The organism is Variovorax sp. MHTC-1 (genome assembly GCF_003984645.1).
In the GTDB taxonomy this organism is placed as follows: Bacteria; Pseudomonadota; Gammaproteobacteria; order Burkholderiales; family Burkholderiaceae_C; genus Variovorax.
In genome coordinates, this window is the sequence record NZ_RWKI01000014.1 from 52,028 (window position 1) to 73,384 (window position 21,357).

The 21,357-nt window shown below is 66.7% G+C and carries 17 protein-coding genes; 11 read left to right on the plus strand and 6 right to left on the minus strand.

Annotated elements, in window-relative coordinates:
• Window positions 1–9: 9 nt before the first annotated feature.
• Both EJI01_RS20640 and EJI01_RS20645 read right to left on the minus strand, forming a co-directional pair.
• Window positions 10–744 (minus strand): 16S rRNA (uracil(1498)-N(3))-methyltransferase, encoded by a 735-nt coding sequence (locus tag EJI01_RS20640; protein ID WP_260602554.1) that lies wholly within the window; start codon window positions 742–744, stop codon window positions 10–12.
• Window positions 741–1,835 carry an aminoglycoside phosphotransferase family protein gene (locus tag EJI01_RS20645; RefSeq protein ID WP_126838997.1) on the minus strand — a complete coding sequence of 365 codons (1,095 nt, stop codon included), beginning with the start codon at window positions 1,833–1,835 and terminating at the stop codon, window positions 741–743. Before EJI01_RS20645 ends, EJI01_RS20640 begins: the two co-directional genes overlap by 4 nt.
• 94 nt (window positions 1,836–1,929) lie before the next feature.
• Here EJI01_RS20645 and EJI01_RS20650 point away from each other — a divergent pair, with 94 nt between their 5' ends.
• The 3 genes from EJI01_RS20650 to rsmA are packed head-to-tail and all read left to right on the plus strand — an operon-like array spanning window position 1,930 to window position 6,529.
• Window positions 1,930–4,320 (plus strand): LPS-assembly protein LptD, encoded by a 2,391-nt coding sequence (locus tag EJI01_RS20650; protein ID WP_126838998.1) that lies wholly within the window; start codon window positions 1,930–1,932, stop codon window positions 4,318–4,320.
• Window positions 4,321–4,331: 11 nt separating this feature from the next.
• Window positions 4,332–5,744: a peptidylprolyl isomerase gene (locus tag EJI01_RS20655; RefSeq protein WP_126838999.1), complete on the plus strand. Its 1,413-nt coding sequence runs from the start codon at window positions 4,332–4,334 to the stop codon at window positions 5,742–5,744.
• An 11-nt stretch (window positions 5,745–5,755) separates the two neighbouring features.
• Window positions 5,756–6,529 carry a 16S rRNA (adenine(1518)-N(6)/adenine(1519)-N(6))-dimethyltransferase RsmA gene (gene rsmA / locus EJI01_RS20660; protein WP_126839000.1) on the plus strand — a complete coding sequence of 258 codons (774 nt, stop codon included), beginning with the start codon at window positions 5,756–5,758 and terminating at the stop codon, window positions 6,527–6,529.
• 245 nt (window positions 6,530–6,774) lie between these two features.
• Here the strand turns inward: rsmA and EJI01_RS20670 are convergent, their stop codons facing one another.
• The 3 genes from EJI01_RS20670 to EJI01_RS20680 form a co-directional block, all read right to left on the minus strand.
• Entirely contained in the window at window positions 6,775–7,209 is a 435-nt protein-coding gene (locus EJI01_RS20670; protein ID WP_093107358.1) for a barstar family protein, read from the minus strand.
• A 47-nt stretch (window positions 7,210–7,256) separates the two neighbouring features.
• On the minus strand, window positions 7,257–7,670 hold the full coding sequence (locus EJI01_RS20675) for a ribonuclease domain-containing protein (RefSeq protein ID WP_126839002.1): 414 nt from the start codon (window positions 7,668–7,670) through the stop codon (window positions 7,257–7,259).
• Window positions 7,671–7,849: 179 nt separating this feature from the next.
• Window positions 7,850–10,189, minus strand: a complete 2,340-nt coding sequence (locus tag EJI01_RS20680) for an NADP-dependent malic enzyme (RefSeq protein ID WP_126839003.1) — start codon at window positions 10,187–10,189, stop codon at window positions 7,850–7,852.
• A gap of 157 nt (window positions 10,190–10,346) precedes the next feature.
• On the opposite strand from EJI01_RS20680, the gene EJI01_RS20685 reads away from it, so the two are divergent.
• The 7 genes from EJI01_RS20685 to EJI01_RS20715 all read left to right on the plus strand — a co-directional run bounded on the left by EJI01_RS20685 (window position 10,347) and on the right by EJI01_RS20715 (window position 17,574).
• Window positions 10,347–11,402 (plus strand): SPFH domain-containing protein, encoded by a 1,056-nt coding sequence (locus EJI01_RS20685; protein ID WP_126839004.1) that lies wholly within the window; start codon window positions 10,347–10,349, stop codon window positions 11,400–11,402.
• A gap of 77 nt (window positions 11,403–11,479) precedes the next feature.
• Window positions 11,480–12,958, plus strand: a complete 1,479-nt coding sequence (locus EJI01_RS20690) for a DUF4178 domain-containing protein (protein WP_126839005.1) — start codon at window positions 11,480–11,482, stop codon at window positions 12,956–12,958.
• Window positions 12,959–12,979: 21 nt separating this feature from the next.
• Complete coding sequence (locus EJI01_RS20695) at window positions 12,980–13,201, plus strand: DUF350 domain-containing protein (RefSeq protein ID WP_126839006.1); 222 nt, start codon at window positions 12,980–12,982, stop codon at window positions 13,199–13,201.
• Window positions 13,202–13,298: 97 nt separating this feature from the next.
• Window positions 13,299–14,840 (plus strand): polyamine aminopropyltransferase, encoded by a 1,542-nt coding sequence (locus EJI01_RS20700; protein ID WP_126839007.1) that lies wholly within the window; start codon window positions 13,299–13,301, stop codon window positions 14,838–14,840.
• Complete coding sequence (locus EJI01_RS20705; RefSeq protein WP_126839008.1) at window positions 14,841–16,409, plus strand: FAD-dependent oxidoreductase; 1,569 nt, start codon at window positions 14,841–14,843, stop codon at window positions 16,407–16,409.
• Window positions 16,410–16,606: 197 nt separating this feature from the next.
• On the plus strand, window positions 16,607–16,975 hold the full coding sequence (locus EJI01_RS20710; protein WP_126839009.1) for a TA system antitoxin ParD family protein: 369 nt from the start codon (window positions 16,607–16,609) through the stop codon (window positions 16,973–16,975).
• Window positions 16,975–17,574: a zeta toxin family protein gene (locus EJI01_RS20715; RefSeq protein WP_126839010.1), complete on the plus strand. Its 600-nt coding sequence runs from the start codon at window positions 16,975–16,977 to the stop codon at window positions 17,572–17,574. Before EJI01_RS20710 ends, EJI01_RS20715 begins: the two co-directional genes overlap by 1 nt.
• On the opposite strand, the gene EJI01_RS20720 is transcribed toward EJI01_RS20715, so the two are convergent.
• On the minus strand, window positions 17,571–18,956 hold the full coding sequence (locus tag EJI01_RS20720) for an aminopeptidase P N-terminal domain-containing protein (protein WP_126839011.1): 1,386 nt from the start codon (window positions 18,954–18,956) through the stop codon (window positions 17,571–17,573). The two genes, EJI01_RS20715 and EJI01_RS20720, sit on opposite strands and share 4 nt — an antisense overlap.
• Window positions 18,957–19,249: 293 nt before the next feature.
• Between EJI01_RS20720 and EJI01_RS20725 the strand changes: the two genes are divergently transcribed.
• Entirely contained in the window at window positions 19,250–21,067 is a 1,818-nt protein-coding gene (locus EJI01_RS20725; RefSeq protein WP_185878990.1) for a hypothetical protein, read from the plus strand.
• Window positions 21,068–21,357 lie beyond the last annotated feature (290 nt).

Below are 21,357 nucleotides of genomic sequence, written 5' to 3' on the forward strand. Positions count from 1 at the left end.
AGATTCTGGTCACTGGCCCGCAAGCAATGCGAGCGCCGCGAGGGCCGCCGTTTCGGCGCGCAGCACGCGCGGCCCGAGCGTGAGCGGCGCGAAGCCGCGCGCGATCGCGTCCTGCTCCTCGGCGGCGCTCAGGCCGCCCTCGGGGCCGCTCAGAACGCATGCGCCGCGAAGCGCGGTAGTCGACGCGCGCTCGCGGATCTCGCGCATGTTGCAGCTGCGCTCGGCCAGGCTCAGGACGAAGCGCTCCGCGTCGTCGATCGGCGGCGTATCGATCCAGCCGCCCAGGGCGCGCACGGGGTGGATCAGCGGCAAGCGGTTGCGGCCGCATTGTTCGCAGGCGGCGATGGCGATCGCTTCCCAGTGCGCACGCTTCTTGTCGGCGCGCTCGCCGGCGAGGCGCAACACGCCACGGGCGGTCATCAGCGGCTGGATGCTCGCCACGCCGAGTTCGGTGGCTTTCTCGACCAGCCAGTCCATGCGTTCGTTGGCCGGCATGCCGATCGCCAGGTGCACGGCGCGCGGCGCTTCTCGCTCGACGGCGAGGTGGTTCTCGACCTGGACCGTCACTTCGCTGCGGCCCATGCGCTCCACCTTGGCGGCGTACTCGCCGCCGTTGCCGTCGAACAGCGTCAGCTCATCGCCCGGCTGCATGCGCAGCACCTGCACATGGCGCGCGGCGCCGGGCGGCAGCGCCAGCGCGCTGTGCGCGGCCAAGGCCATGGCGCAGTGGAAGCGCGGCGTCACATCCGCCCGTACGCAAAGCCGGTGGCGGCCTGCGTGCCTTCGACCTCGTCGATCACGCGCAACAGCGGCGTGAGTTCGCGATAGCGGCCGGCAGTCGCCCGGATGTAGGCAATGAAGCGTGGGGTGTCGGCCAGGTACCTCGGCTTGCCGTCGCGCAGCGTCAACCGCGCGAAGATGCCCGCCACCTTCAGATGGCGCTGCAGGCCCATCCACTCGACCGCGCGGTAGAAGGCGCCGAAGTCCTCGTCGACCGGCAGCCCGGCCTTGCGCGCCTGTTCCCAATACCGCACCGTGACATCGAGGACGAAGTCCTCGTCCCAACTGAGGAAAGCATCGCGCGTCAGGCTCGCGATGTCGTAGGTGATCGGGCCATGGACCGCGTCCTGGAAATCCAGCACGCCCAGCGTCGGCCCGCCCGTGATCATCAGATTGCGCGGCATGAAGTCGCGATGCACGTAGACACGCGGTGCAGCCAGGTTGTTCTCGACGATCAGGTTGAAGCTGCGTTCGAGGCGCTCCTGCAGCCGGCCTTCCACGCGCACGCCGCGGTGCCGCGCGATGTACCACTCCGGAAAGAGCGCCAGCTCGCGCTCCAGCAGCGCTCGGTCGTAGGGCGGCAGCACGTCGGGCCTGGACGCCAGCTGCCAGCGGATCAGCGCATCCACCGCCTGGGCGTAGAGCGGCCGTGCCGCATCCGCATCGGCCGGGTCGATCATCTCGAGCATGGTCTGCCGGCCGAGGTCGTCGAGCAGCAGGAAGCCCTGGGCCTCATCCCATTCGAGCACCTGCGGCGCGGTGAGGCCGGCCGCGCTCATCAGCTTGGCGACGTGCACGAAGGGGGCGCTGTTCTCCTGGGCAGGTGGCGCGTCCATCACGATCCGCGTCGGCGCGTCCTCGCTGGCGTCAATCCTGAAGTAGCGCCGGAAGCTCGCGTCGGCCGACGCGAGGCGCACGGTCGCGGGCAACAGCCGATGCCGCTCTGCGATGCGTTCGAGCCATTGCGCGAATGCCTTGGCGCGCTCCGGATCGCTCCAGCTGAATGGGTAGGAAGGCGTCGCGGCGCCGCTGGCCGGGGGCGGGGAAGCTGTCATGGATAATCGATTCTACAAATCCGCCCGGCGCGGACCCCCGCAACCCGCCAGCCGCTGGCGCCATTCCCCCGAAGATTTTCTCCGTTCCGTACCGATGCCTGACCTGACCCGAGCCGCCTGGCGCCGGTGCCGCCCGCCCTTGCCGCTGGCCGTGCTGTCGCTTGCACTGCTTCAAGCGCACAGCGCGTCGGCACAGGACGCCGGTGCGGACGCGCCGCTCACGCTCAAGCGCACGCCGCAACTCGTCGAGACCATCCCGCAGGCGCAGCGGGGCCAATTGCCGAGCTTTGTCGACGGCGACCGCATTTCAGGGCGGCCCGACCTCGAAACGGTGGTCGAGGGCAATGCGTCGCTGCGCCGCGGCGAGATCGTGATCCATGCCGACCGGCTCGAGTACTACCAGCCCGACGACCTCGCCAAGGCGCGCGGCAACGTCCGCATCAACCAGGCCGGCAACGTCTACGAAGGGCCCGAGCTGGAGCTCAAGCTCGAGACCTTCGAAGGCTTTTTCAACAACGTGCGCTACCGCTTCCTGGCGACGGGCGGGGGAGGCGATGCCGAGCGTATCGACTTCGTCGACAGCAATGTCTCGGTCGCCCGCCGCGCAACTTACACCACCTGCCGGCGCGAGGACTATCCCGGCTGGATGCCTGCCTGGCTTTTGAGCGCCGCGACCCTCACCACCGACACCGAAGAGAACGTCGGCGTTGCCACCGATGCGCGCTTGAGCTTCATGGGCGTCAGCACGCCGCCCTTTCCGTCGCTGAGCTTTCCGCTCGGCAACGACCGCAAGAGCGGCTTCCTGCCACCGACCATCGGCATCGACAGCGTGAACGGTGTCGATATCACCGCGCCGTACTACTGGAATATCGCGCCCAACCGCGACGCGACCTTCTATCCGAACGTGATGAGCAAGCGCGGCCTGAACCTCGGCACCGAGTTCCGCTACCTCGAAGAGACGTACAGCGGCGAGGCCCGCATCGACTACATGCCGACCGACACCCTGCGCAACCGCGAGCGCTGGGGCATCTGGACGCACCACCAGCAGGCCTTCGATGCCAAGTCCTACGGCCTGGACTCGCTGGGCGCCACGATCAACTTCAACCGGGTCAGCGACGACGACTACTGGCGCGACTTCACCCGCACGCCCTCGCTGACGCAGCGGCTGTTGTCCAACGACGCTGCGCTCAACTGGAGCAAGGGCGACTGGAGCGGCGCCGTGCGCACGTTGAGCTACCAGACGCTGCAGTACGCGCCTTCGCCGATCCTTCCGCCCTACGACCGGCTGCCGCAGATCACCGCCAACTACAACAAGTACGACTGGCACGGTTTCGATTTCTCGCTCAACACCGACTACACGCGTTTCCGCGGCGACCCGGTGCAGCAGCGGCAGCCCAACGGCGAGCGGGCCTTTGCGCTGGCGTCGCTGAGCCGGCCCTTCCTAACGCCTGGCACCTTCGTCATCCCGAAGGTGCAGCTGCATACGACTTCCTACCAGTTTGAGGCGCCGCTCGCCAACGGCGCAAGCTCGGCCAGCAGGACGGTGCCGACCTTCAGCCTCGACAGCGGCATGATCTTCGAGCGCGACGCCAACTTCTTCGGCCGCGCGTTCCGCCAGACGCTGGAGCCGCGCGCGTTCTACGTCTATACGCCCTATCGCGATCAGAGCCTGCTGCCGAACTACGACTCGGCGTCCAACGACTTCAACTTCGCGACCGTCTACACGGAGAACGCGTTCTCCGGCAACGACCGTATTTCTGACAGCAACCTGCTCACGCTGGGCGTGACGACGCGCCTGATCGACCCCGAAAGCGGCGCCGAGGCCGCGCGCTTCGGCATTGCCCAGCGCCTGCGCTTCAGCGACCAGCGCGTCACGCTGCCCAACACCACCGCGGTGACCGACCGGCTCAGCGACGTGCTGCTCGGTGCCCAGATCAACTGGACGCCGAAATGGAGCGTGGACACCACGCTGCAATACAACCCCGACGACCAGAAGTCGACCCGAACGGCGATCAGCGCGCGCTACAACCCCGGCTCGTACCGCAACATCAGCGCGGCCTACCGCTACCAGGCCAACAGCACGCCGATGGCCGCTGACGGGAACAAGTCGATCGACGTGAGCTGGCAATGGCCGCTGAACGACCTGTGGGGCGACAAGGGCCAGGACCTCGGCCCGGGCAAAGGCCAGGGCGGCGGGCGCTGGTACGCCGTCGGCCGTCTCAACTACAGTCTGCAGGATCGCAAGCTCACCGATGGCGTGCTCGGCTTCGAATACGACGGCTGCTGCTGGATCGGACGCGTGGTGCTGGAACGCATCAGTACTGGCCAAGTCACGGCCGCGACGCGCATCATGTTCCAACTCGAGTTCGTCGGATTTGCCGCCATCGGTTCGAGCCCGAAGCGCACGCTGACACAGAACATCCAGCGCTACCAGCCCCTGCGTCAACCGGTGGCCGCACCGAGCCGCTTCACCAATTACGACTGAGCTTCTTCGCCATGAACCACATCCGCTCCATCCTCACCCTGGCGTGCCTCGCAACGCTGGCCGCGGCGGCCGGCGCGCAGGGGCAAGGGCCGCGCTCCGGCACCGGCCTTGGCATCACGGACATCATGCGCGCGGGCCCGCGCCTCGCACCGGTGCCTGCCGCACCGCGCGCCACCCCCCCGGCCGCGCCGGTGCAGCGCTCGGCCGAATACATCGTGGCGCTGGTCAATTCGGAGCCCATCACCAACACCGAGGTGCAGACGCGAGTCGAGCGCATCCTGAGGGAAAACGCCGAGGCGCAGCGCGTGCCGCGCGCCGAGCTCACGCGCCTGGTGCTCGAACGGCTCATCGCCGAACGCGCCCAGCTGCAACAGGCCAAGGAAGCCGGGATCAAGGTCGACGAACTCGCGATCGACCAGGCCGAGCAGACGGTGGCGCGCCAGAACCAGATGAGCCTGCCCGAGCTGCGCAGCCGCGTCGCGGCCGAGGGCATCTCGCCGCAGGCCTTCCGCAACGACCTGCGCGACCAGCTCCTGCTGACGCGCCTGCGCGACCGTGAGGTCGAGGCCAAGGTCAAGGTCAGCGATATCGAGGTCGACCAGTTCATTCGCGACCAGCGGACCTCACCCAATGCAGCGACGCAGAACATCAATATCGCGCAGGTGCTGATCGCCGTGCCCGAGAGCGCGAGCGACGCGCAAGTCGCTTCGCTGCAGCAGCGCGCCCAGGGCGTCGCCCAGCGTGCCCGTGCCGGAGAGGATTTCGCCAAGCTTGCGCAGGAATTCTCGGACTCGCCGGATCGCGCCAATGGCGGCGCGCTGGGCATGCGCAGTGCCGACCGCTATCCGACCCTGTTCGTCGACGCGACGCAATCGACGGCGGTCAACGGAATCGCGGGGCCGGTCCGCTCGGGCGCCGGCTTCCACGTGCTCAAGGTGCTGGCCAAGAGCCAGCCTGGCGCGGACGATGCGGTCGTGACGCAGACGCAGGTGCGCCATATCCTGCTGCGCAGCGATGCCAAGCGCAGCACGGCGCAAGCCGTCGCCCAGTTGGCCGAGTTCAAGGAACGGATCCAGAAGGGCACCGCCGACTTCGCCGGCCTGGCACGGGACAACTCGCAGGATGCCAGCGCCAAGGAGGGCGGCGACCTGGGCTGGTCGCGCCCCGGCCAGTTCGTGCCCGAGTTCGAAGAGGCGATGAACCGGCTGGCGCCGGGCCAGCTCAGCGATCCTGTCGTTTCGCGCTTCGGCGTACACCTGATCCAGGTGGTCGCCCGGCGCGACGCCAAGCTGAGCCAGGCCGAACAGCGCGAAGCCGCTCGGGCCGTGCTGCGCGAGAAGAAGGTCGAGGAGGCCTTCGAAACCTGGGCGCAGGAAATTCGGGCGCGGGCCTACGTCGAGTACCGCGAACCGCCTCAATCCTGAAACGCCGCGCGGTGAAACACATCGCGCGCAAGCGCTTCGGGCAGCACTTTCTGTCTGACGCCGGCATCATCGATGCGATCGTGCGCGAGATCGCGCCCCAGCCGGGCGATGCCATGGTCGAGATCGGGCCGGGCCTCGCGGCGCTGACGCAGCCGTTGGTGGAGCGCCTGGGGCGGCTCACGGTGATCGAACTCGACCGCGATCTGGCGCAGCGGCTGCGCGCCCACGGCCAGCTCGAGGTGATCGAGTCCGACGTTCTGAAGGTGGACTTTGCCGCGCTGGCCGCCAGGCTGGTCGCAGCCCCTGCAACGGCTCTGCGCGTGGTCGGCAATCTGCCCTACAACATCTCGACGCCGATCCTGTTCCATCTGCTGGGCTCTGCGCACTTGATCGCCGACCAGCATTTCATGCTGCAGAAGGAAGTCATCGACCGCATGGTCGCGAAACCGGCCACCTCGGACTACAGCCGCCTGAGCGTGATGCTGCAATGGCGTTATGCGATGGACAACGTGCTGTTCGTGCCGCCGGAGAGCTTCGAGCCGCCGCCGCGCGTCGACAGCGCGGTGGTTCGCATGGTGCCCTTCGCGGCGCCGCCGCAGGTCGACGCAGCGCGGCTCGGCGAGATCGTCCAGGTCGCGTTCAGCCAGCGCCGCAAGCTGCTGCGCCACACCTTGGGCAGGTGGCTGGAGCAGCACGGTTTTGCGGGAACCTTCGACACGCAGCGCCGCGCCGAGGAGGTGCCGGTTGCGGAGTACCTTGCGCTCGCACAGGCCGTCCCGCCATGAAAAAAGCCCGTCCGGAGACGGGCTTTTTTCTTCAGCGTGCTGCCGTCACGCCGCGGCGAGCCAGTAACCGGCATTGAAGGGGCTGCTCATGCGCAGCGCCAGCGGCGAGACGTCGACCAGTTTGTCGGTCGGCATCTTTTCGGCGGCCGGGTCGGTGGGTGGGAGATCGATGCCGGAAACCGGAGCGGCAGCGTTCTGTTGAGCCTCGTTCGCCCGTTCTGCTTGGCTGGTGTGTGCAGAACGGGCTACAGAAAAGAATAGAAGCACCTGAACGGTATCTTCCTGTCCCCCCAGTAGTCGGCGGCGTCGCGGAAGATGTCGAGCAGCTGCTCGCGGGCTTCCTTGTCGAACTTGGCATTGGCCGGGATCTGCTCGAGCACGATGACGAAGCCGGGCTGCGGGCCCGATTTATGCAGCGGATCAGTCATGCAGTCGTACAGCGCGTCGAAATTCTTGCCGAAATGCTGTGGAAAGGTGAACTGCTGAGCGATCAGATCAAGCACGTCTTGCTTGGTCTGGGCGTTGCCCAGATTCGCATAGAGGAAGTGCTGGCCCGCCGCATGCGCCGCCTCCTGCAGGTCGCTCACGCGAAAGGCGCGAATCGACTGCACGATATTAGGTCGCACGGAACGAAGGGATAGGGTCATCTCCGCTGGTCTTTCCATAGTTGTCGTCGTCATCATTTCTTCTGGACGCTTGGGTGCGCCGCTCCAATCCAATTCATTGCTCATGGCACGATCCGTCTGAAACTTGCATAGTGGTCCGCCGTGTACCAGCACGTCGCCGGCGCCGTACGCTCGCCTCCACAGACGATGCGTCGTGCACCACGGTCACGCGAGCCGGGTGTATCGACCGTGTACTCTCGGTAGTGGCCTCGTCGCTCTCGCGGCAACAAGCGTTCGCGATTGCCGAACACCGTGCCGTCTTTCTCATACCGGAAAGGACCACCGTTCAATATGGCCCCATAAGTGCGCTGGCCCTGCACCGGCAATTCGGCCAGAGCGATCGTTTCCTGTGCCGGCTGAACGGCGCGGGTGCCGGACCATTCACGGGCCTGGGCTCCGGCAGTGAGGGCTACCAGCACTAAGCTAGTGAGCGCAAACTTGGAGACGCGGGACGTGATCGAGGCGTAAGCCGCCATGGGGCACCAGAAGGAAAAGAGCGAGGGCCGAATCGGGGGCAACCTTGGGGTTAACCCGCAATTTCAAGGCCGCAAGTGTGCACCAGGGGCGCACAAATAGCAAGCGTCTGCTCAATCTTTGAGCAGACGTCAGGGTCTAGCCCGGCCTCTGAAGTTAGCGACCGCTGTCGCGTTCGCGCCTATCGTTCTGCGTTTGCGTCCGCGACCGTGAGAGCTGTCATATTCACGATCCGGCGAACCGTCGCGCTCGCCGTGAGAATATGCACAGGTTTGGCCGCTCCGAGCAGGACAGGGCCAATGGCGATGTTGCCGCCTGCCGCCGTTTTGAGCAGGTTGTAGGAAATATTGGCCGCGTCGATGTTCGGGAAAACCAGCAGGTTGGCGTCGCCGGCCAGGGCGCTGTGCGGCATGACGGCGGCACGCTGCTTGCCGTCCAAAGCAACGTCGCCGTGCATTTCGCCGTCGACTTCCAGCCAGGGTGCCTGGACGCGCAGCAGATCGAGGGTCTGGCGCATCTTGACCGCGCTGGGTTGGTTGCTGCTGCCGAAGTTGGAATGCGACAGCAGCGCGGCCTTCGGCTTGAGGCCGAAGCGCATCATTTCCTCGGCCGCCATGGTGGTGATTTCGGCGAGCTCTTCGGGCGTCGGGTCGTAGTTGACGTGCGTGTCGACCAGGAACACCTGCCGGTCGGGCAGGAGCAGGCCGTTCATGCAGGCATAGACGGGCACGTCCTGCGGCGTATTGGGACAGCCGCCCGGACGCTTGCCGATCACCTGGTCGATGTAGTGCAGGTGGATGGCTGTGGTGCCCCAGGTGCCGCAGATCATGCCGTCCACGTCGCCCTTGTGCAGCAGCATGGCGCCGATCAGCGTCAGGCGGCGGCGCATCTCGATCTTGGCCGTCTGCACCGTCGTGCCCTTGCGCTCGGTCATGCGGTGGTAGGTCTGCCAGAAGTCGCGGTAGCGATGGTCGTGCTCGACGTTGACAATGTCGTAGTCCAGCTCTTCCTTGAGACGGAGGCCGAACTTCTCGATGCGCTGGGCGATGATCGCCGGTCGGCCGATGAGGGTGGGCCGCGCGAGGCCTTCGTCCACCACGATCTGCGCCGCACGCAGCACGCGCTCTTCCTCGCCCTCGCAGTAGGCGACGCGCTTCCTCGGGGCCCGCTTGGCGGCATCGAAGATCGGCTTCATCGTGGTGCCGGAGGCGTAGACGAAACTCTGCAGCTTGTCGCGGTAGGCGTCGAGGTCCGTGATCGGGCGCAGCGCGACGCCGCTTTCGGCCGCCGCCCTGGCCACTGCCGGCGCGATCTTCATCATGAGCCGCGGATCGAAGGGCTTCGGAATCAGGTACTCGGGCCCGAAGCTGAGCTTTTCGCCGACGTAGGCTGCGGCCACGCGTTCGCTCTGCTCGGCCTGCGCGAGTTCGGCGATGGCATGCACCGCCGCGACTTCCATCTCGTCGGTGATGGTGGTTGCTCCGCAGTCGAGCGCGCCGCGGAAGATGTAGGGGAAGCACAGGACGTTGTTGACCTGGTTCGGGTAATCGGTGCGCCCCGTGGCCATGACCACGTCGCCACGCACGGCATGCGCGTCCTCGGGCGAGATCTCGGGGTTGGGATTGGCCAGCGCGAAGATCACCGGCTTGGCGGCCATCTTCGCGACCATCGCCGGCTTGAGCACCCCGCCGGCCGAGAGGCCGAGAAACACATCGGCGCCTTCGATCACCTCGGCCAGCGAGCGCGCCGACGTCTTCTGCATGTACTGGCGCTTGTCGTCGTCCATCAGCTCGGTGCGGCCTTCGTACACCACGCCTGCGAGATCGGTCACGAACACGTTCTCGCGCTTCAGTCCGACCTTGAGCAGCAGGTTCAGGCACGCCAGCGCCGCGGCGCCGGCGCCCGAGGTGACGAGCTTGACCTGCGAGATGTCCTTGCCTACCACCTTCAGGCCGTTGAGCATCGCCGCCGCAACGGTGATGGCCGTGCCGTGCTGATCGTCGTGGAAGACCGGGATCTTCATGCGCTTGCGCAGCTCGCGCTCGATGTAGAAGCAGTCCGGCGCCTTGATGTCTTCGAGGTTGATGGCGCCGAAGGTCGGCTCCAGCGCGGCGATGACCTCCACCAGCTTGGCCGGGTCCTTCTCGTCGATCTCGATGTCGAACACATCGACGCCGGCGAACTTCTTGAACAGGACGCCCTTGCCTTCCATCACCGGCTTGGCGGCCAGCGGCCCGATGTCGCCGAGGCCCAGCACTGCGGTGCCGTTGGTGATGACCGCGACCAGGTTGCCGCGGGCGGTGTACTTGAAGGCGTTGACCGGGTCCTTGACGATCTCCTCGCAAGGGGCCGCCACGCCGGGTGAATAGGCCAGCGCCAGGTCGCGCTGGTTGAGCATCTGCTTGGTCGCCGCGATCGCGATCTTGCCCGCGACCGGAAGCTCGTGGTACTCGAGCGCGGCCCGGCGCAATTCGGCGCGCTTGTCTTCGGGCGTGGAAATCGGGGAGGTCAGATCTGACATGTGCCTTGGCTCCGTGCAACGCTTCTTGTGAGGGGCGCCGATTGTAGACCTCGGGCTCCAAGGGCACCGCCCGAGGCGCAGGGCCCCAAGAAGCGCAGAAGCGTCGACCCCGATGTGGCAATATGCCCGGCTCAGAAAAACCTGACGAGGAGCGACCATGGCGCTGATGGATTTCATCAAGAAGCAGTTCATCGACATCATCCAGTGGACCGAGACCGGCGACGGAACGCTGGCCTGGCGCTTCCCGATGGCCGAGATGGAAATCCAGAATGGCGCCTCGCTCACCGTGCGCGAGTCGCAGATCGCGGTGTTCGTCAACGAGGGCCAGGTGGCCGACGTGTTCGGCCCCGGCATGTACAAGCTCACGACGCAGACGCTGCCAGTGCTCACCTACCTCAAGAACTGGGACAAGCTCTTCGAGTCCCCGTTCAAGAGCGACGTTTATTTCTTCAGCACGCGCCAGCAGGTCGACCAGAAATGGGGCACGCCGCAGCCGATCACGATCCGCGACAAGGACTTCGGCGCCGTGCGGCTGCGCGCCTTCGGCAACTACAGCTTCCGCATCGGCGACGCCAAGCTGTTCCACACCGAGATCTCCGGCACGCGCGACATCTATTCGGTGGCCGATCTCGATGGCCAGCTGCGCGGCCTGGTGCTGCAGAACATCAGCAACGCGATCGCTTCCAGCGGCGTGCCATTTCTCGACCTGGCAGCCAACCAGATCCAGTTCGCGCAGGCGCTCGCCGCGCAGCTGGTGCCGGAGTTCGCCAAGATCGGCATCAAGCTCGAGGTCATCACGGTCCAGAACGTCTCGCTGCCGGAAGAGCTGCAGAAGATCCTCGACCAGAAGATCGGCATGGGGATGGTCGGCAACGACATGGGCAAGTTCATGCAATACCAGACGGCGCAGGCGATCCCGAAGTTCGCCGAGGGCGCGGGCGGCGGCAGCGGCATCGCGGGCGATGCGATGGGTCTGGGCGCCGGCGTGGCGCTGGGCCAGGTGCTGGCGCAGAACCTCTCGCAGGGGCTCAGCCAGAACAACCCTGCGGCGGCAGCGGGCGCACCAGCGGCACAGCAGCCTTCCGTCGCCGTGGTCAGCCCGGCCGACGTGATGACCACGCTCGAAAAGCTCGGCGAGCTGAAGACCAAGGGCATCCTCACGCAGGAAGAATTCGACGCCAAGAAGGCGGATCTGCTGAAAAAGCTGGTCTGAGCCGCTTCCGTTTGCGCTGAGCCTGTCGAAGCCTTTCGACCGGTCCGGGGCGAGCGGAACTCTGCCTGTCGCCTTTCGTGGCCACCGACTCCTCCCAGCAGCGCTACTACCGCGCGCCCTGCCCCGGCTGCGGCGCGCCCGTCGAATTCCGTTCGGCCCAGTCGACGCACGCCGTCTGCCCCTATTGCCAGAGCACCGTGGTGCGTCAGGGCGACACGCTCGCGCGCACCGGCAAGATGGCGGAGCTGTTCGACGACTTCAGCCCGCTGCAGCTGTTCGCCGCCGGCCGCATCCAGGACCAGCCCTTCACGCTGGTCGGACGCCTGCAATACAGCTACGACGGCGGGCGCTGGACCGAGTGGATCGCCGCGCTCGACGGCGAGCGCACCGGCATCCTGAGCGAGGACAACGGCGCCTTCGTCTTTTCGCTGCCCTTCAAGCTGCAGCGCGAGGCCCCGCATCCGGCCGAACTGCGCGTCGGCGCCACCACCGCCTTCAACGGCCAGAGCTACACGGTGGCTTCGAACGAGCAGGTCCGTCTGGTGTCGGCCCAGGGCGAGCTGCCGCGGCTGCCCGAGCTCGGCCGGCCCTTCGCGGTGGTCGAACTGCGCAGCGACAAGGGGCAGGTGCTCAGCCTCGACTACGACACCCAGCCGCCGGGCGCCTACCTCGGCCGCGCCGTCCGGCTCGAAGATCTGCAGCTCACCGGTCTGCGCGACGAATCGGCCAAGGACGAGAAAGGCCGCAGCTTCAACTGTCCGAACTGCGGTTCGCCGGTCACCGTCAACCTGGCGGACAGCAAGAGCATCACCTGCCGCGCCTGCGACAGCATCATCGACCTGACGCAGGGCATCGGCGGCGAGCTGAAGCATGCCGTGCAGGACGAGCCGGTCCAGCCGCTGATTCCGATCGGCACCGTGGGCCAGTTCCAGGGTGCGCAGTGGCAGGTCGTCGGCTTCCAGCACCGCATGGGCGTGGCGCCCGGCGACGACGAACATTTCGGCTGGAACGAGTACCTGCTGTACAACAAGAAGCGCGGCTTCAGCTTCTTGGTCGATGCCGAAGACGGCTGGAGCATGGTCAAGCCCACCACCGGCGCGCCGACCATGGCCGAGAACGGTTCGAGGGCCACATACCTCGGCAAGGTCTACCAGCAGCAGTACGCCTACAACGCCGAGACCGGCTACGTGGCGGGCGAGTTCTACTGGCAGGTCGAGCGCGGGCAGAAGACGTTCAACCGCGATTTCGCCAGCGGCAGCGCGCTGTTGTCGATGGAGCGTTCGGCCAAGGAGCTGACCTGGTCCTCGGGCAGCAAGGTCGATAGCGCGGCCGTGGCCGCCGCCTTCAAGCTCGATGGCAAGAAAGACATGTTCAAGCGCGGCGACGCGCTGCCCGTGAGCGCGGCCTCCAGCCTGGGCTGCGGCACGATCATCCTGATCATCGTGATGATCATCATCCTGCTGATCATCCTGAGCACGTGCAGCAGTTCGAGCGGCGGTACGCGCCGCTCGGGCGGCTCCTATGGCGGCTATTCGAGTGGCGGCAGTCACAAATGACGTTTTTTTCCGGAGGTCCTTATGTTGGGAATTGAATGGTTACGGCCCGCGGCCTTCCTGGGGTCGATCCTCTACGCGGTCATCGGCGTGCTGCTGTTCTGGGTTACCTTCCTGCTCATCGACAAGCTCACGCCCTATGACCTGTGGCAGGAGCTGGTCGAGAAGCAGAACGTGGCGCTCGGCATGGTCGTGGCTGCGATGAGCCTCGGCATCTGCGTCATCGTCGCCGCCGCCATCCATTGAGCTCCCCGGCCTGCCACTTCGTGTGCTTCGCCGCCCCCCGCGGGGGCGGCTCGGCCACATTGGGGCGGCCCGGCTGCGATCCATGAACGAAGCGCCCATGTCCGCGCGCCCCGCTGCGGGGAGTGGACCGCAGCCCGTCGAGATCGCGCTGCTCGCCAGCGTGTTCGTGGTCGCGGCCTGCGGGCTGGTCTACGAGCTGAGCGCGGCGGCGCTGAGCTCCTACCTGCTCGGCGACTCGGTGCTGCAGTTCAGCACCATCATCGGCACCTACCTGTTCGCGATGGGCGTGGGCTCCTGGCTCTCGCGCTACTTCGAACGCCAGCTGCCGGCGCATTTCCTGCGCATCGAGCTGATGGTGGCGCTGATCGGCGGCGCGCTGCCTGCGCTGCTCTTCATCGCCAATGCCTATGTTCCGGGCGCGTTCCGCCTGCTGCTCTACGGGCTGGTGCTGGTGGTCGGCACGCTGGTCGGGCTCGAGATCCCGCTCGTGATGCGCATCCTCAGGCGCAACGTGGCGCTCAAGGACCTGGTCTCGCAGGTCCTGACCTTCGACTACCTCGGCGCGCTCGCGGTGTCGGTCGCATTCCCGCTGCTGCTGGTGCCGCAGCTCGGCATGATCCGCACCGGCCTGCTCTTCGGCCTCATGAACGCGGCGGTGGCGCTGTGGGCGCTCTGGCTGTTCCGCCACGAGCTGCGCCGCGTCGGCGCGCATGCGCTGGCCTGCGTGCTGGCGCTCGGCGCGCTGGCCGCCGCCTTCGTGTTCGCCGAGCACATCACGACGCTGGCGGAGGACAAGTTCTATCAGGACCGCATCGTGTTCAGCGCAAGCTCGCCCTACCAGCGGATCGTGGTCACGCGCGGCAGCGCCGGGCATCGCCTGTTCCTCAACGGCAACCTGCAGTTCGCCGAGCGCGACGAGTACCGCTATCACGAGGCGCTGGTGCATCCCGTGATGGCCGCGCACGGCGCGCCGAAGAAGGTCGCCGTGCTTGGCGGCGGCGACGGCATGGCGGTGCGCGAGGTCCTCAAGTACGCCTCGGTGGAAAGCGTCACGCTGGTCGAGCTCGATCCGAACATGACGCGGCTCTTCAGCGAACACGAGACCCTGGCCGCGCTGAACGGCGGCGCGCTGAAGTCCCCGAAGCTCCGCATCGTCAACACCGACGCCTTCCAGTGGCTGCAGCAGGCCGGCGAGGTCTTCGACGTCATCGTGGTCGATTTCCCCGACCCGACCAACTTCGCGATCGGCAAGCTCTACACCAACTCCTTCTATTCGCTGCTCGACAAGCGGCTGGCCGCCAGCGGCTATGCCGTGATCCAGACCACCTCGCCGCTGGTGGCGCGCAAGAGCTTCTGGACCGTGGCCGCCACCGTCGAATCGGTGGGGCTGCTCGCGACGCCCTATCACGCCCATGTGCCTAGCTTCGGCGAGTGGGGCTACATCATCGCGAGCCGGCGGCCCTACCGGCTGCCCGATGCCCTGCCCGACGGACTGCGCTTTCTCGCGTTGTCGGCGGTGCCGCAACTGTTCGAGTTCCCGCGCGACATGGCGCGCGTGCCGGCCGAAGTGAACCGGCTGTCGAACCAGACGCTGGTCACCACCTACGAGCAGGAATGGGGCAAGGTCACGGGCGACTAGATGAAACGCCGTGAATTCCTCGGCGCTGCGGCAGCGGGTGCTGCCGCCGTTGCGGGCTGCGAGGCGCCGCACCGCATCGAAGGCGGCTTCACCGGCATCGATGTAGAGCGCGGTCACTCGTTGCGCCATGGCGCCTGGCGCGCCGGCGCGCCTGTCGGCGTGCGCCGTACCCGCGTCGTGATTGCCGGCGGCGGCGTGGCTGGCCTCGCCGCCGCCCGCGCATTGCGGCTCGCCGGCATCGAGGACTTCGTGCTGCTCGAACTCGAAGACACCGCCGGCGGCAACAGCCGCGGCGGCCAGGTCGGCGGTATCGCCTGCCCGCTCGGCGCGCACTACCTGCCGGTGCCGGGCGACGAGGCGCGCGAAGTGCAGGACCTGCTCGAAGAACTGGGCCTGCGCCGGCGCGTGGCGGGCCGCTGGGAATACGACGAGCGCCACCTTTGCCACAGCCCGCAGGAACGCCTGTTCTTCCAGGGCGCGTGGCAGGACGGCCTGTTGCCTGTGCAGGGCGTTGACGAAGCCACGCTGGCGCAGTACCGCCGCTTCGCGCAGCGCGTGGAGACTTTGCGGCACGCGGCGCGCTTTTCGATTCCCGTGCTGCGGGCGCAGCCTGCACCGCTCTTGCTCGCGCTGGACGGCGTGCCCTTCGGCGCCTGGCTCGACCGCGAAGGCTTTACCGACCCGCAGCTGCGCTGGTACCTCGACTACAGCTGCCGCGACGACTACGGTGCCGGCGTCGCCCAGGTCTCGGCCTGGGCCGGCATCCACTACTTCGCCAGCCGCCATGGCTTCCATGCGCCGGGCGTGGACAGCGCCGAGCGCGATGCGGTGCTGACCTGGCCCGAGGGCAACGGCTGGCTCGCGCGCCGGCTCGCCGACCCGCTCGGCGATCGCTTGAAGGCGGCCCACGCCGTTGTGCGCATCGCGGACACCCGTTCCGGGGTCGAGGTCGATGCCTTCGATGTCGCCACCCGGTCGCGCGTGCGCTGGCAGGCCGAGCGCTGCATCGTTGCGCTGCCGATGTTCATCGCCGCGCGCGTGGTCGAGAACCCGCCCGAACTGCTGCGCCATGCGGCCGCCCGCCTGGGCTACGCGCCGTGGCTGGTCGCCAACGTGCATCTGCGCGCGCCGCTGGCCGACCGGCCCGGCGCGGCGCCGAGCTGGGACAACGTGATCTACGGCACGCGCGGGCTCGGCTATGTCGACGCGCGCCACCAGGCGCTGGACCCGACGCCGGGCGCCACCGTGCTGAGCTGGTATCGCCCGCTCGGCCCCAGCGCCTATGACGGGCCGGACGGCCGCCGCCGGCTGCTCGATCGTCCATGGACGGCCTGGCGCGGCGATTTGCTGGCCGAACTCTCGCCGCCCCACGCAGACATTGCCGAGCTCGCCACCCGCGTCGAGATCACACGCTACGGCCACGCGATGGCGATACCGGCGCCCGGCCTCCTTTCCCAGCTCGGCGCGCCAGAGCGTGTCGTCGCCGGCCGACTGGCCTTCGCGCACAGCGACTGGTCGGGCTATTCGATCTTCGAAGAAGCGTTCACGCGCGGGCATCTTGCAATCTGACCCCACCCCCAGGCTTCGCGCACTTCGTGTCGCGCGCGCCTTCCCCCTTGCAGGGGGCAACACCAGCGGCCCGGCGAAGCCGGTTCCGCGGTGTTTCCCGAGGGGGCCTGGCTTCGCCGCCCACGGGTTGCGTGTTGAGTCAACGCGTTGCGGGATCTTGCTGATTGGCGCAAAATGCGCCAATCAGGAGTAAAACCATGTCCACGGCAACCCCCTTTGCTTCGGTCAAGCTTCCGGCCGCGCTGGTCGACAAGGCGCGCGACGCGGCGCAACCCATGCGCCGTTCGGTGGCCAGCCAGATCGAATACTGGGCCACCCTCGGCCGCGCGCTGGAGCAGGCGGGTCTGTCCACGCAGGACAGCCAAGCGCTGATTGCGCGCGAGGAATCGGCGGCCAATGCCGTCGAGGTCAACGTGCAACCCACCCTCTCGCCCGAACTCGACGCCCTGCACGGCCACGTGCTGGCATTGGCGCAGTCCGGTGCTTTGGCCGAGCGCGCCAAGGTGGCGGTGGCCGAGAACCGCGCCAAGGCAGCGCCCCGTGCGCGCGGCCGCAACGCGGCCTGATGCCGGTTCTCCACCTGATCGCCGGCCCCAACGGCGCAGGCAAGTCGACGCTCTATCGCTACCTGCTTCAGCCGCGCTATCCGCAGCTGCCCTTCATCAACGCCGATCTGTACGAGCGCGAGCAGCTCGGCCATGTCCGCCACGCGGTCCGGCGCTCCGAAGCCGCCCGGGCCTGGGCCGATGCTCAACGCGAGGGCCATCTGCGCGCTGGGCAGTCCTTCGTCAGCGAAACCGTTTTCTCGCATCCTTCCAAGCTCCGGTTCCTCGTCGACGCGCGTGCGCTCGGCTTCGAGGTGGCGCTGTACATCGTGTGCCTCGATGAGCCGCGCCGACTGCTCGAGCGCGTGCAGCAGCGCGTTCACGAAGGCGGCCACAGCGTGCCCGCGAACAAAATCCTGGCACGCTATCCGCGTACGCTCGAGAACCTGCGGCAGGCCGTGCGCGAGGTGCAGCTCGCGATGCTGTTCGATGCGACGGACACGGACGCCGGCGGGCCGCACCTCGTAGCCTCGGTCGTTGCTGGCCGGCTCCAGCCGCACGGGCCCTGGCTGCCTGCCTGGGCGCACCGGGTGCTGACGCCGCCGGGCGATGCGGCTTAGGGCCGCATCAGCGCCTCGATCTCGTCGGCCTTGACCGGCACGCCGCGCGAGATCAGCTCACAGCCGGTTTCGGTGACGATCGCGTCGTCCTCGATGCGGATGCCGATGTTGTGGAACTGCTCCGGCACGCCTTCGCCCGGGCGCACATAGATGCCCGGCTCGATGGTCAGCACCATGCCCGGCTTCAGGATCCGGCTGGGCCGGTTCTTGATGACCTCGTTCGACAGCGGATCCTTGCGTTCGCTCACCTCGCCCACCTGGGTGGGCTCGACATAGCTGCCGCAGTCGTGCACGTCCATGCCCAGCCAGTGGCCGGTACGGTGCATGTAGAACGGGAAGTACGCGCGCTGCTCGATCACGTCGTCGACGCTGCCCACCTTGTTGGCATCGAGCAGGCCCAGATCCAGCATGCCCTGCGCCAGCACCTTCACCGTGGCGTCGTGCGGATCGTTGAAACGCTGTCCGGCCCGGGTGGCCGCGATGGCCGCGTCCTGGCTCGCCAGCACCAGCTCGTACAACGCGCGCTGCGGGCCGGTGAATTTGCCGTTGGCCGGAAAAGTCCGAGTGATATCGCTGGCGTAGCCGTCGAGTTCGCAGCCGGCGTCGATCAGCACCAGCTCGCCGTCGCGCACCGGCGCCACGTCGGCGCGGTAGTGCAGCACGCAGGCGTTGGCGCCGGCGGCCACGATCGAGCTGTAGGCGGGGTATTGGGAGCCACCGATGCGGAATTCGTGCAGCAGTTCGGCGTCGAGGTGGTACTCGCGTACGTCCTTGCCCTCGCGCAGCATGCGCGCCGACAGCTGCATCGCGCGGATGTGGGCCCGGGCGCTGATCTGTGCGGCGCGGCGCATGGTGTCCTGCTCCTGCGCATCCTTGACGAGCCGCATCTCGTCGAGCGGCCCGCACAGGTCGCGCTGGCCTTCGGGGCACAGCGCACCGTAGCGCACCCGGGCGCGCACCGCCGACAGCCAGCCGTCGATGCGCGATTCCAGCCCCTTGTGCGTCGCGAAGGGGTACCAGACAGTCGACCTGTTCTCCAACAGCCGGGGCAAACGGGCGTCGAGTTCCTCGATAGCGAAGGCTTCGTCTACGCCCAGTGCGGCCGGCGCTGCCTCCGGCCCAAGCCGGTAGCCGTCCCAGATTTCTCGCTCCAGGTCCTTGGGCGCGCAGAACAACGTGGCACGACCTTCGCTTGTGAGTACCAGCCAGGCGTTGGGCTCGGTGAAGCCCGTCAGGTAATAGAAGTAGCTGTCGTGGCGGTACAGGAAGTCGCTGTCCCGATTGCGTTGCCGCTCGGGCGCAGTGGGAATGATGGCGATTCCGTCCGTACCCAAATAAGTAGAAAGACGTACCCGACGAGCGGCTTGATGATTTGCGGTCATAACGTCACTATGCAATACCTTTGTAACTCCACTAGGGGAGAGTGGAAAAACATCAGGAAAAGATTTGCAAGAAGGGTTGCCCGGTAGGACACCTCCCACGTACAAACGCACATCTTTGTAAATTGGAGGTGTTTTTGTTGAAATTTATCCATAAAAGCGCGCTTCTCCTGGTTGTTGCCGCTGGCGCGTTATCAGCTTGTGGAGGTGGAGGAGGAGGCGGTGGCGGCGGTAGCTTCGCTGGCCTCGCTGCCGCGAGTGATCCGGGTGCGGGCACGACGCCCGCGAGCACGCCGATGCCGAACGACGTGGTCGACAACGCCGGCAATCCATCGGCCGATGCCTACAGGTCGACCGCTGCCCAGTTCGCGAAAGATGCGGGCATTGCCTACCGCTACGGCAACGCCGCGGCGGTGGACAACTCCGGCGTCCCGACCCTGGCAGGCCGCGCGGACCAGACGATGAGCCATCACGCCGGCACCTGGCAGGTCGGCGGCCCCGTCCTCCCGGACGCCGGCCTGTATTCGACCAACCAGGCGCACGTCGGCTTCGTGGCCGACAACCCGGCTGCGCGCGTTGGCGTTGGCGATCTGCAGATCACGGCGGTCGATCACAACACGTTCTCGCAGGCGCCGCAGCTGCCCTGGCAGGAAGCGGCAGCCTGGGACGGCAGCGCCGGACGCGACAACTACAACATCAGCACCTACAAGGCCGCCGGGCAGGTGACCGGCGAACCGGTGGCTGTGGCGCGTTGCGCCGGCCGCGTGGGCTTCTGCGCGACTTCCCTGGTGGCTTTCCAGAACGGTCTGATCGGGACCGCTGGCACCAACACCGCGAACAACCGCGTCTCGGTGAAGCTGCCCGCCAACAAGGTGCCGACCGGCATGGCCATCACCAACACCAGCGAATACGCGCTGGTGACGGTGTGGGACACGACGGCGCTCAAGGGCCAGGTGGCGGTGATCTCGCTGGCGGGGCTGTGCAACAACTGCGATCCCTACAACCCCAATGGCGGAAACGCGACGGGCATTCGCGATACGAAGTACAGCGCCTGGTACGACTGGTGGCATGAATGGTTCGGCGTCTATCCCGGCCTGCCGAACATGGGCAACATCGCCTTCATGAAGGTGCTGGGCTACATCGATCTGCCGGGTATGAACGCGCCGACGGAAATCGCCGTCACCACCGGCTTCGATCAATTCCACACTTCCTTGCCGGAGAAGAATGGCGAGTTCATGGGCCAGACCTACTCCCCCCTGACCGATGCGGGCAAGCGGGCGAGCTTCAGCGGCTCCGGCTCCAACGCGAATCGGTATGCCAAGGCGGGCGTGGCAGTGGTGATCTCGAAATCGGAGAAGAAGGCCGCCTTCATCGACCTGAAGCCGCTGTTCAGCTACGTCAACAGCGTCTACTTCGGCACCGGTCCGACGGAGTTCACCAACCTGGGCCAAGCCGACAACCAGTGGCCGTACACCTTCGCCAACAAGCCGCAGCAGACGCCGACGGTGATCACGACGGTGGCGTTGGATGACCGGCCGACCGCGGTCAAGACGACGGTCTTCGGCAACGTGCACCGCGCCTGGATCGCGACCGAAGCAGGTTCGCTGCGCATCTACGGCCTGGGCAACGTGCCCACCGGCACCACCGCGACGGACGTGGTCGAGCGGAGCCGTGTGGCGATCGGCAAGAACCCGACCTCGCTGGCGATCTCGAAGATCGATCCGGACAGCGACATCGATGCGAACAACCAGCAGGTGCTGGTGGCCTCGCGCGGCGATCGCAAGATCCAGTGGGTGCGGTTTGCCGCCGACGGCAACAGCGGCAGCGTGGTTCGCACCTTGCAGGACTCGCGCATCGTCGACCCGATCGCGGTGGAGGACGCCGACAACTTCTCGAACGTCGGCCACGTGCTGACAGTTGCGGATTACAGCGGCAAAAAGGTATCCAACTATCGCTATGGACCGGTGTTCTTCTCCGATCGTGGTGGCTCTTGGAATTGCCAGCCGCCGGGCGGGTGCCCCGTGCAGGCCACCGGCGATATCAAGATGGAGTTCGGGGGCAGCTACGCGATGGAAGGCAAGCCCTTCCAACTCAGAACCGCCAACGTGCCTTGATCGGCTGCGAACTGCAATCAACTTGAACTGCGGCCCCGCTCATGCGGGGCCGCTTTTTTTTGCCTCGCTGCGGCAGAACCATGGTTTCCTGTTTTCGTGCCCCCTCCATATGACAGTAAGAAGTAAGACAACAGTCCAGTGTTCGAATTTGCGTTGAAGTCGTCACCAAGCACAACCTTCGTAACACGGCCCAAGGAGGCCTGAAACATGCAGGAAAGGAAGTGCAAGAGAGGTTGCTTGCATCGCTCATCCCCCGTAAAAACCCGGACTTAACCAATTTGGAGGGATTT

Coding starts and splice junctions, on each gene's coding strand:
- EJI01_RS20645 (WP_126838997.1), bottom strand. CDS start 1,835: ATGACAGCTTCCCCGCCCCCGGCCAGCGGCGCCGCGACGCCTTCCTAC.
- EJI01_RS20650 (WP_126838998.1), top strand. CDS start 1,930: ATGCCTGACCTGACCCGAGCCGCCTGGCGCCGGTGCCGCCCGCCCTTG.
- EJI01_RS20655 (WP_126838999.1), top strand. CDS start 4,332: ATGAACCACATCCGCTCCATCCTCACCCTGGCGTGCCTCGCAACGCTG.
- EJI01_RS20670 (WP_093107358.1), bottom strand. CDS start 7,209: ATGACGACGACAACTATGGAAAGACCAGCGGAGATGACCCTATCCCTT.
- EJI01_RS20675 (WP_126839002.1), bottom strand. CDS start 7,670: ATGGCGGCTTACGCCTCGATCACGTCCCGCGTCTCCAAGTTTGCGCTC.
- EJI01_RS20680 (WP_126839003.1), bottom strand. CDS start 10,189: ATGTCAGATCTGACCTCCCCGATTTCCACGCCCGAAGACAAGCGCGCC.
- EJI01_RS20685 (WP_126839004.1), top strand. CDS start 10,347: ATGGCGCTGATGGATTTCATCAAGAAGCAGTTCATCGACATCATCCAG.
- EJI01_RS20695 (WP_126839006.1), top strand. CDS start 12,980: ATGTTGGGAATTGAATGGTTACGGCCCGCGGCCTTCCTGGGGTCGATC.
- EJI01_RS20700 (WP_126839007.1), top strand. CDS start 13,299: ATGTCCGCGCGCCCCGCTGCGGGGAGTGGACCGCAGCCCGTCGAGATC.
- EJI01_RS20705 (WP_126839008.1), top strand. CDS start 14,841: ATGAAACGCCGTGAATTCCTCGGCGCTGCGGCAGCGGGTGCTGCCGCC.
- EJI01_RS20710 (WP_126839009.1), top strand. CDS start 16,607: ATGTCCACGGCAACCCCCTTTGCTTCGGTCAAGCTTCCGGCCGCGCTG.
- EJI01_RS20715 (WP_126839010.1), top strand. CDS start 16,975: ATGCCGGTTCTCCACCTGATCGCCGGCCCCAACGGCGCAGGCAAGTCG.
- EJI01_RS20720 (WP_126839011.1), bottom strand. CDS start 18,956: ATGACCGCAAATCATCAAGCCGCTCGTCGGGTACGTCTTTCTACTTAT.
- EJI01_RS20725 (WP_185878990.1), top strand. CDS start 19,250: ATGCCGAACGACGTGGTCGACAACGCCGGCAATCCATCGGCCGATGCC.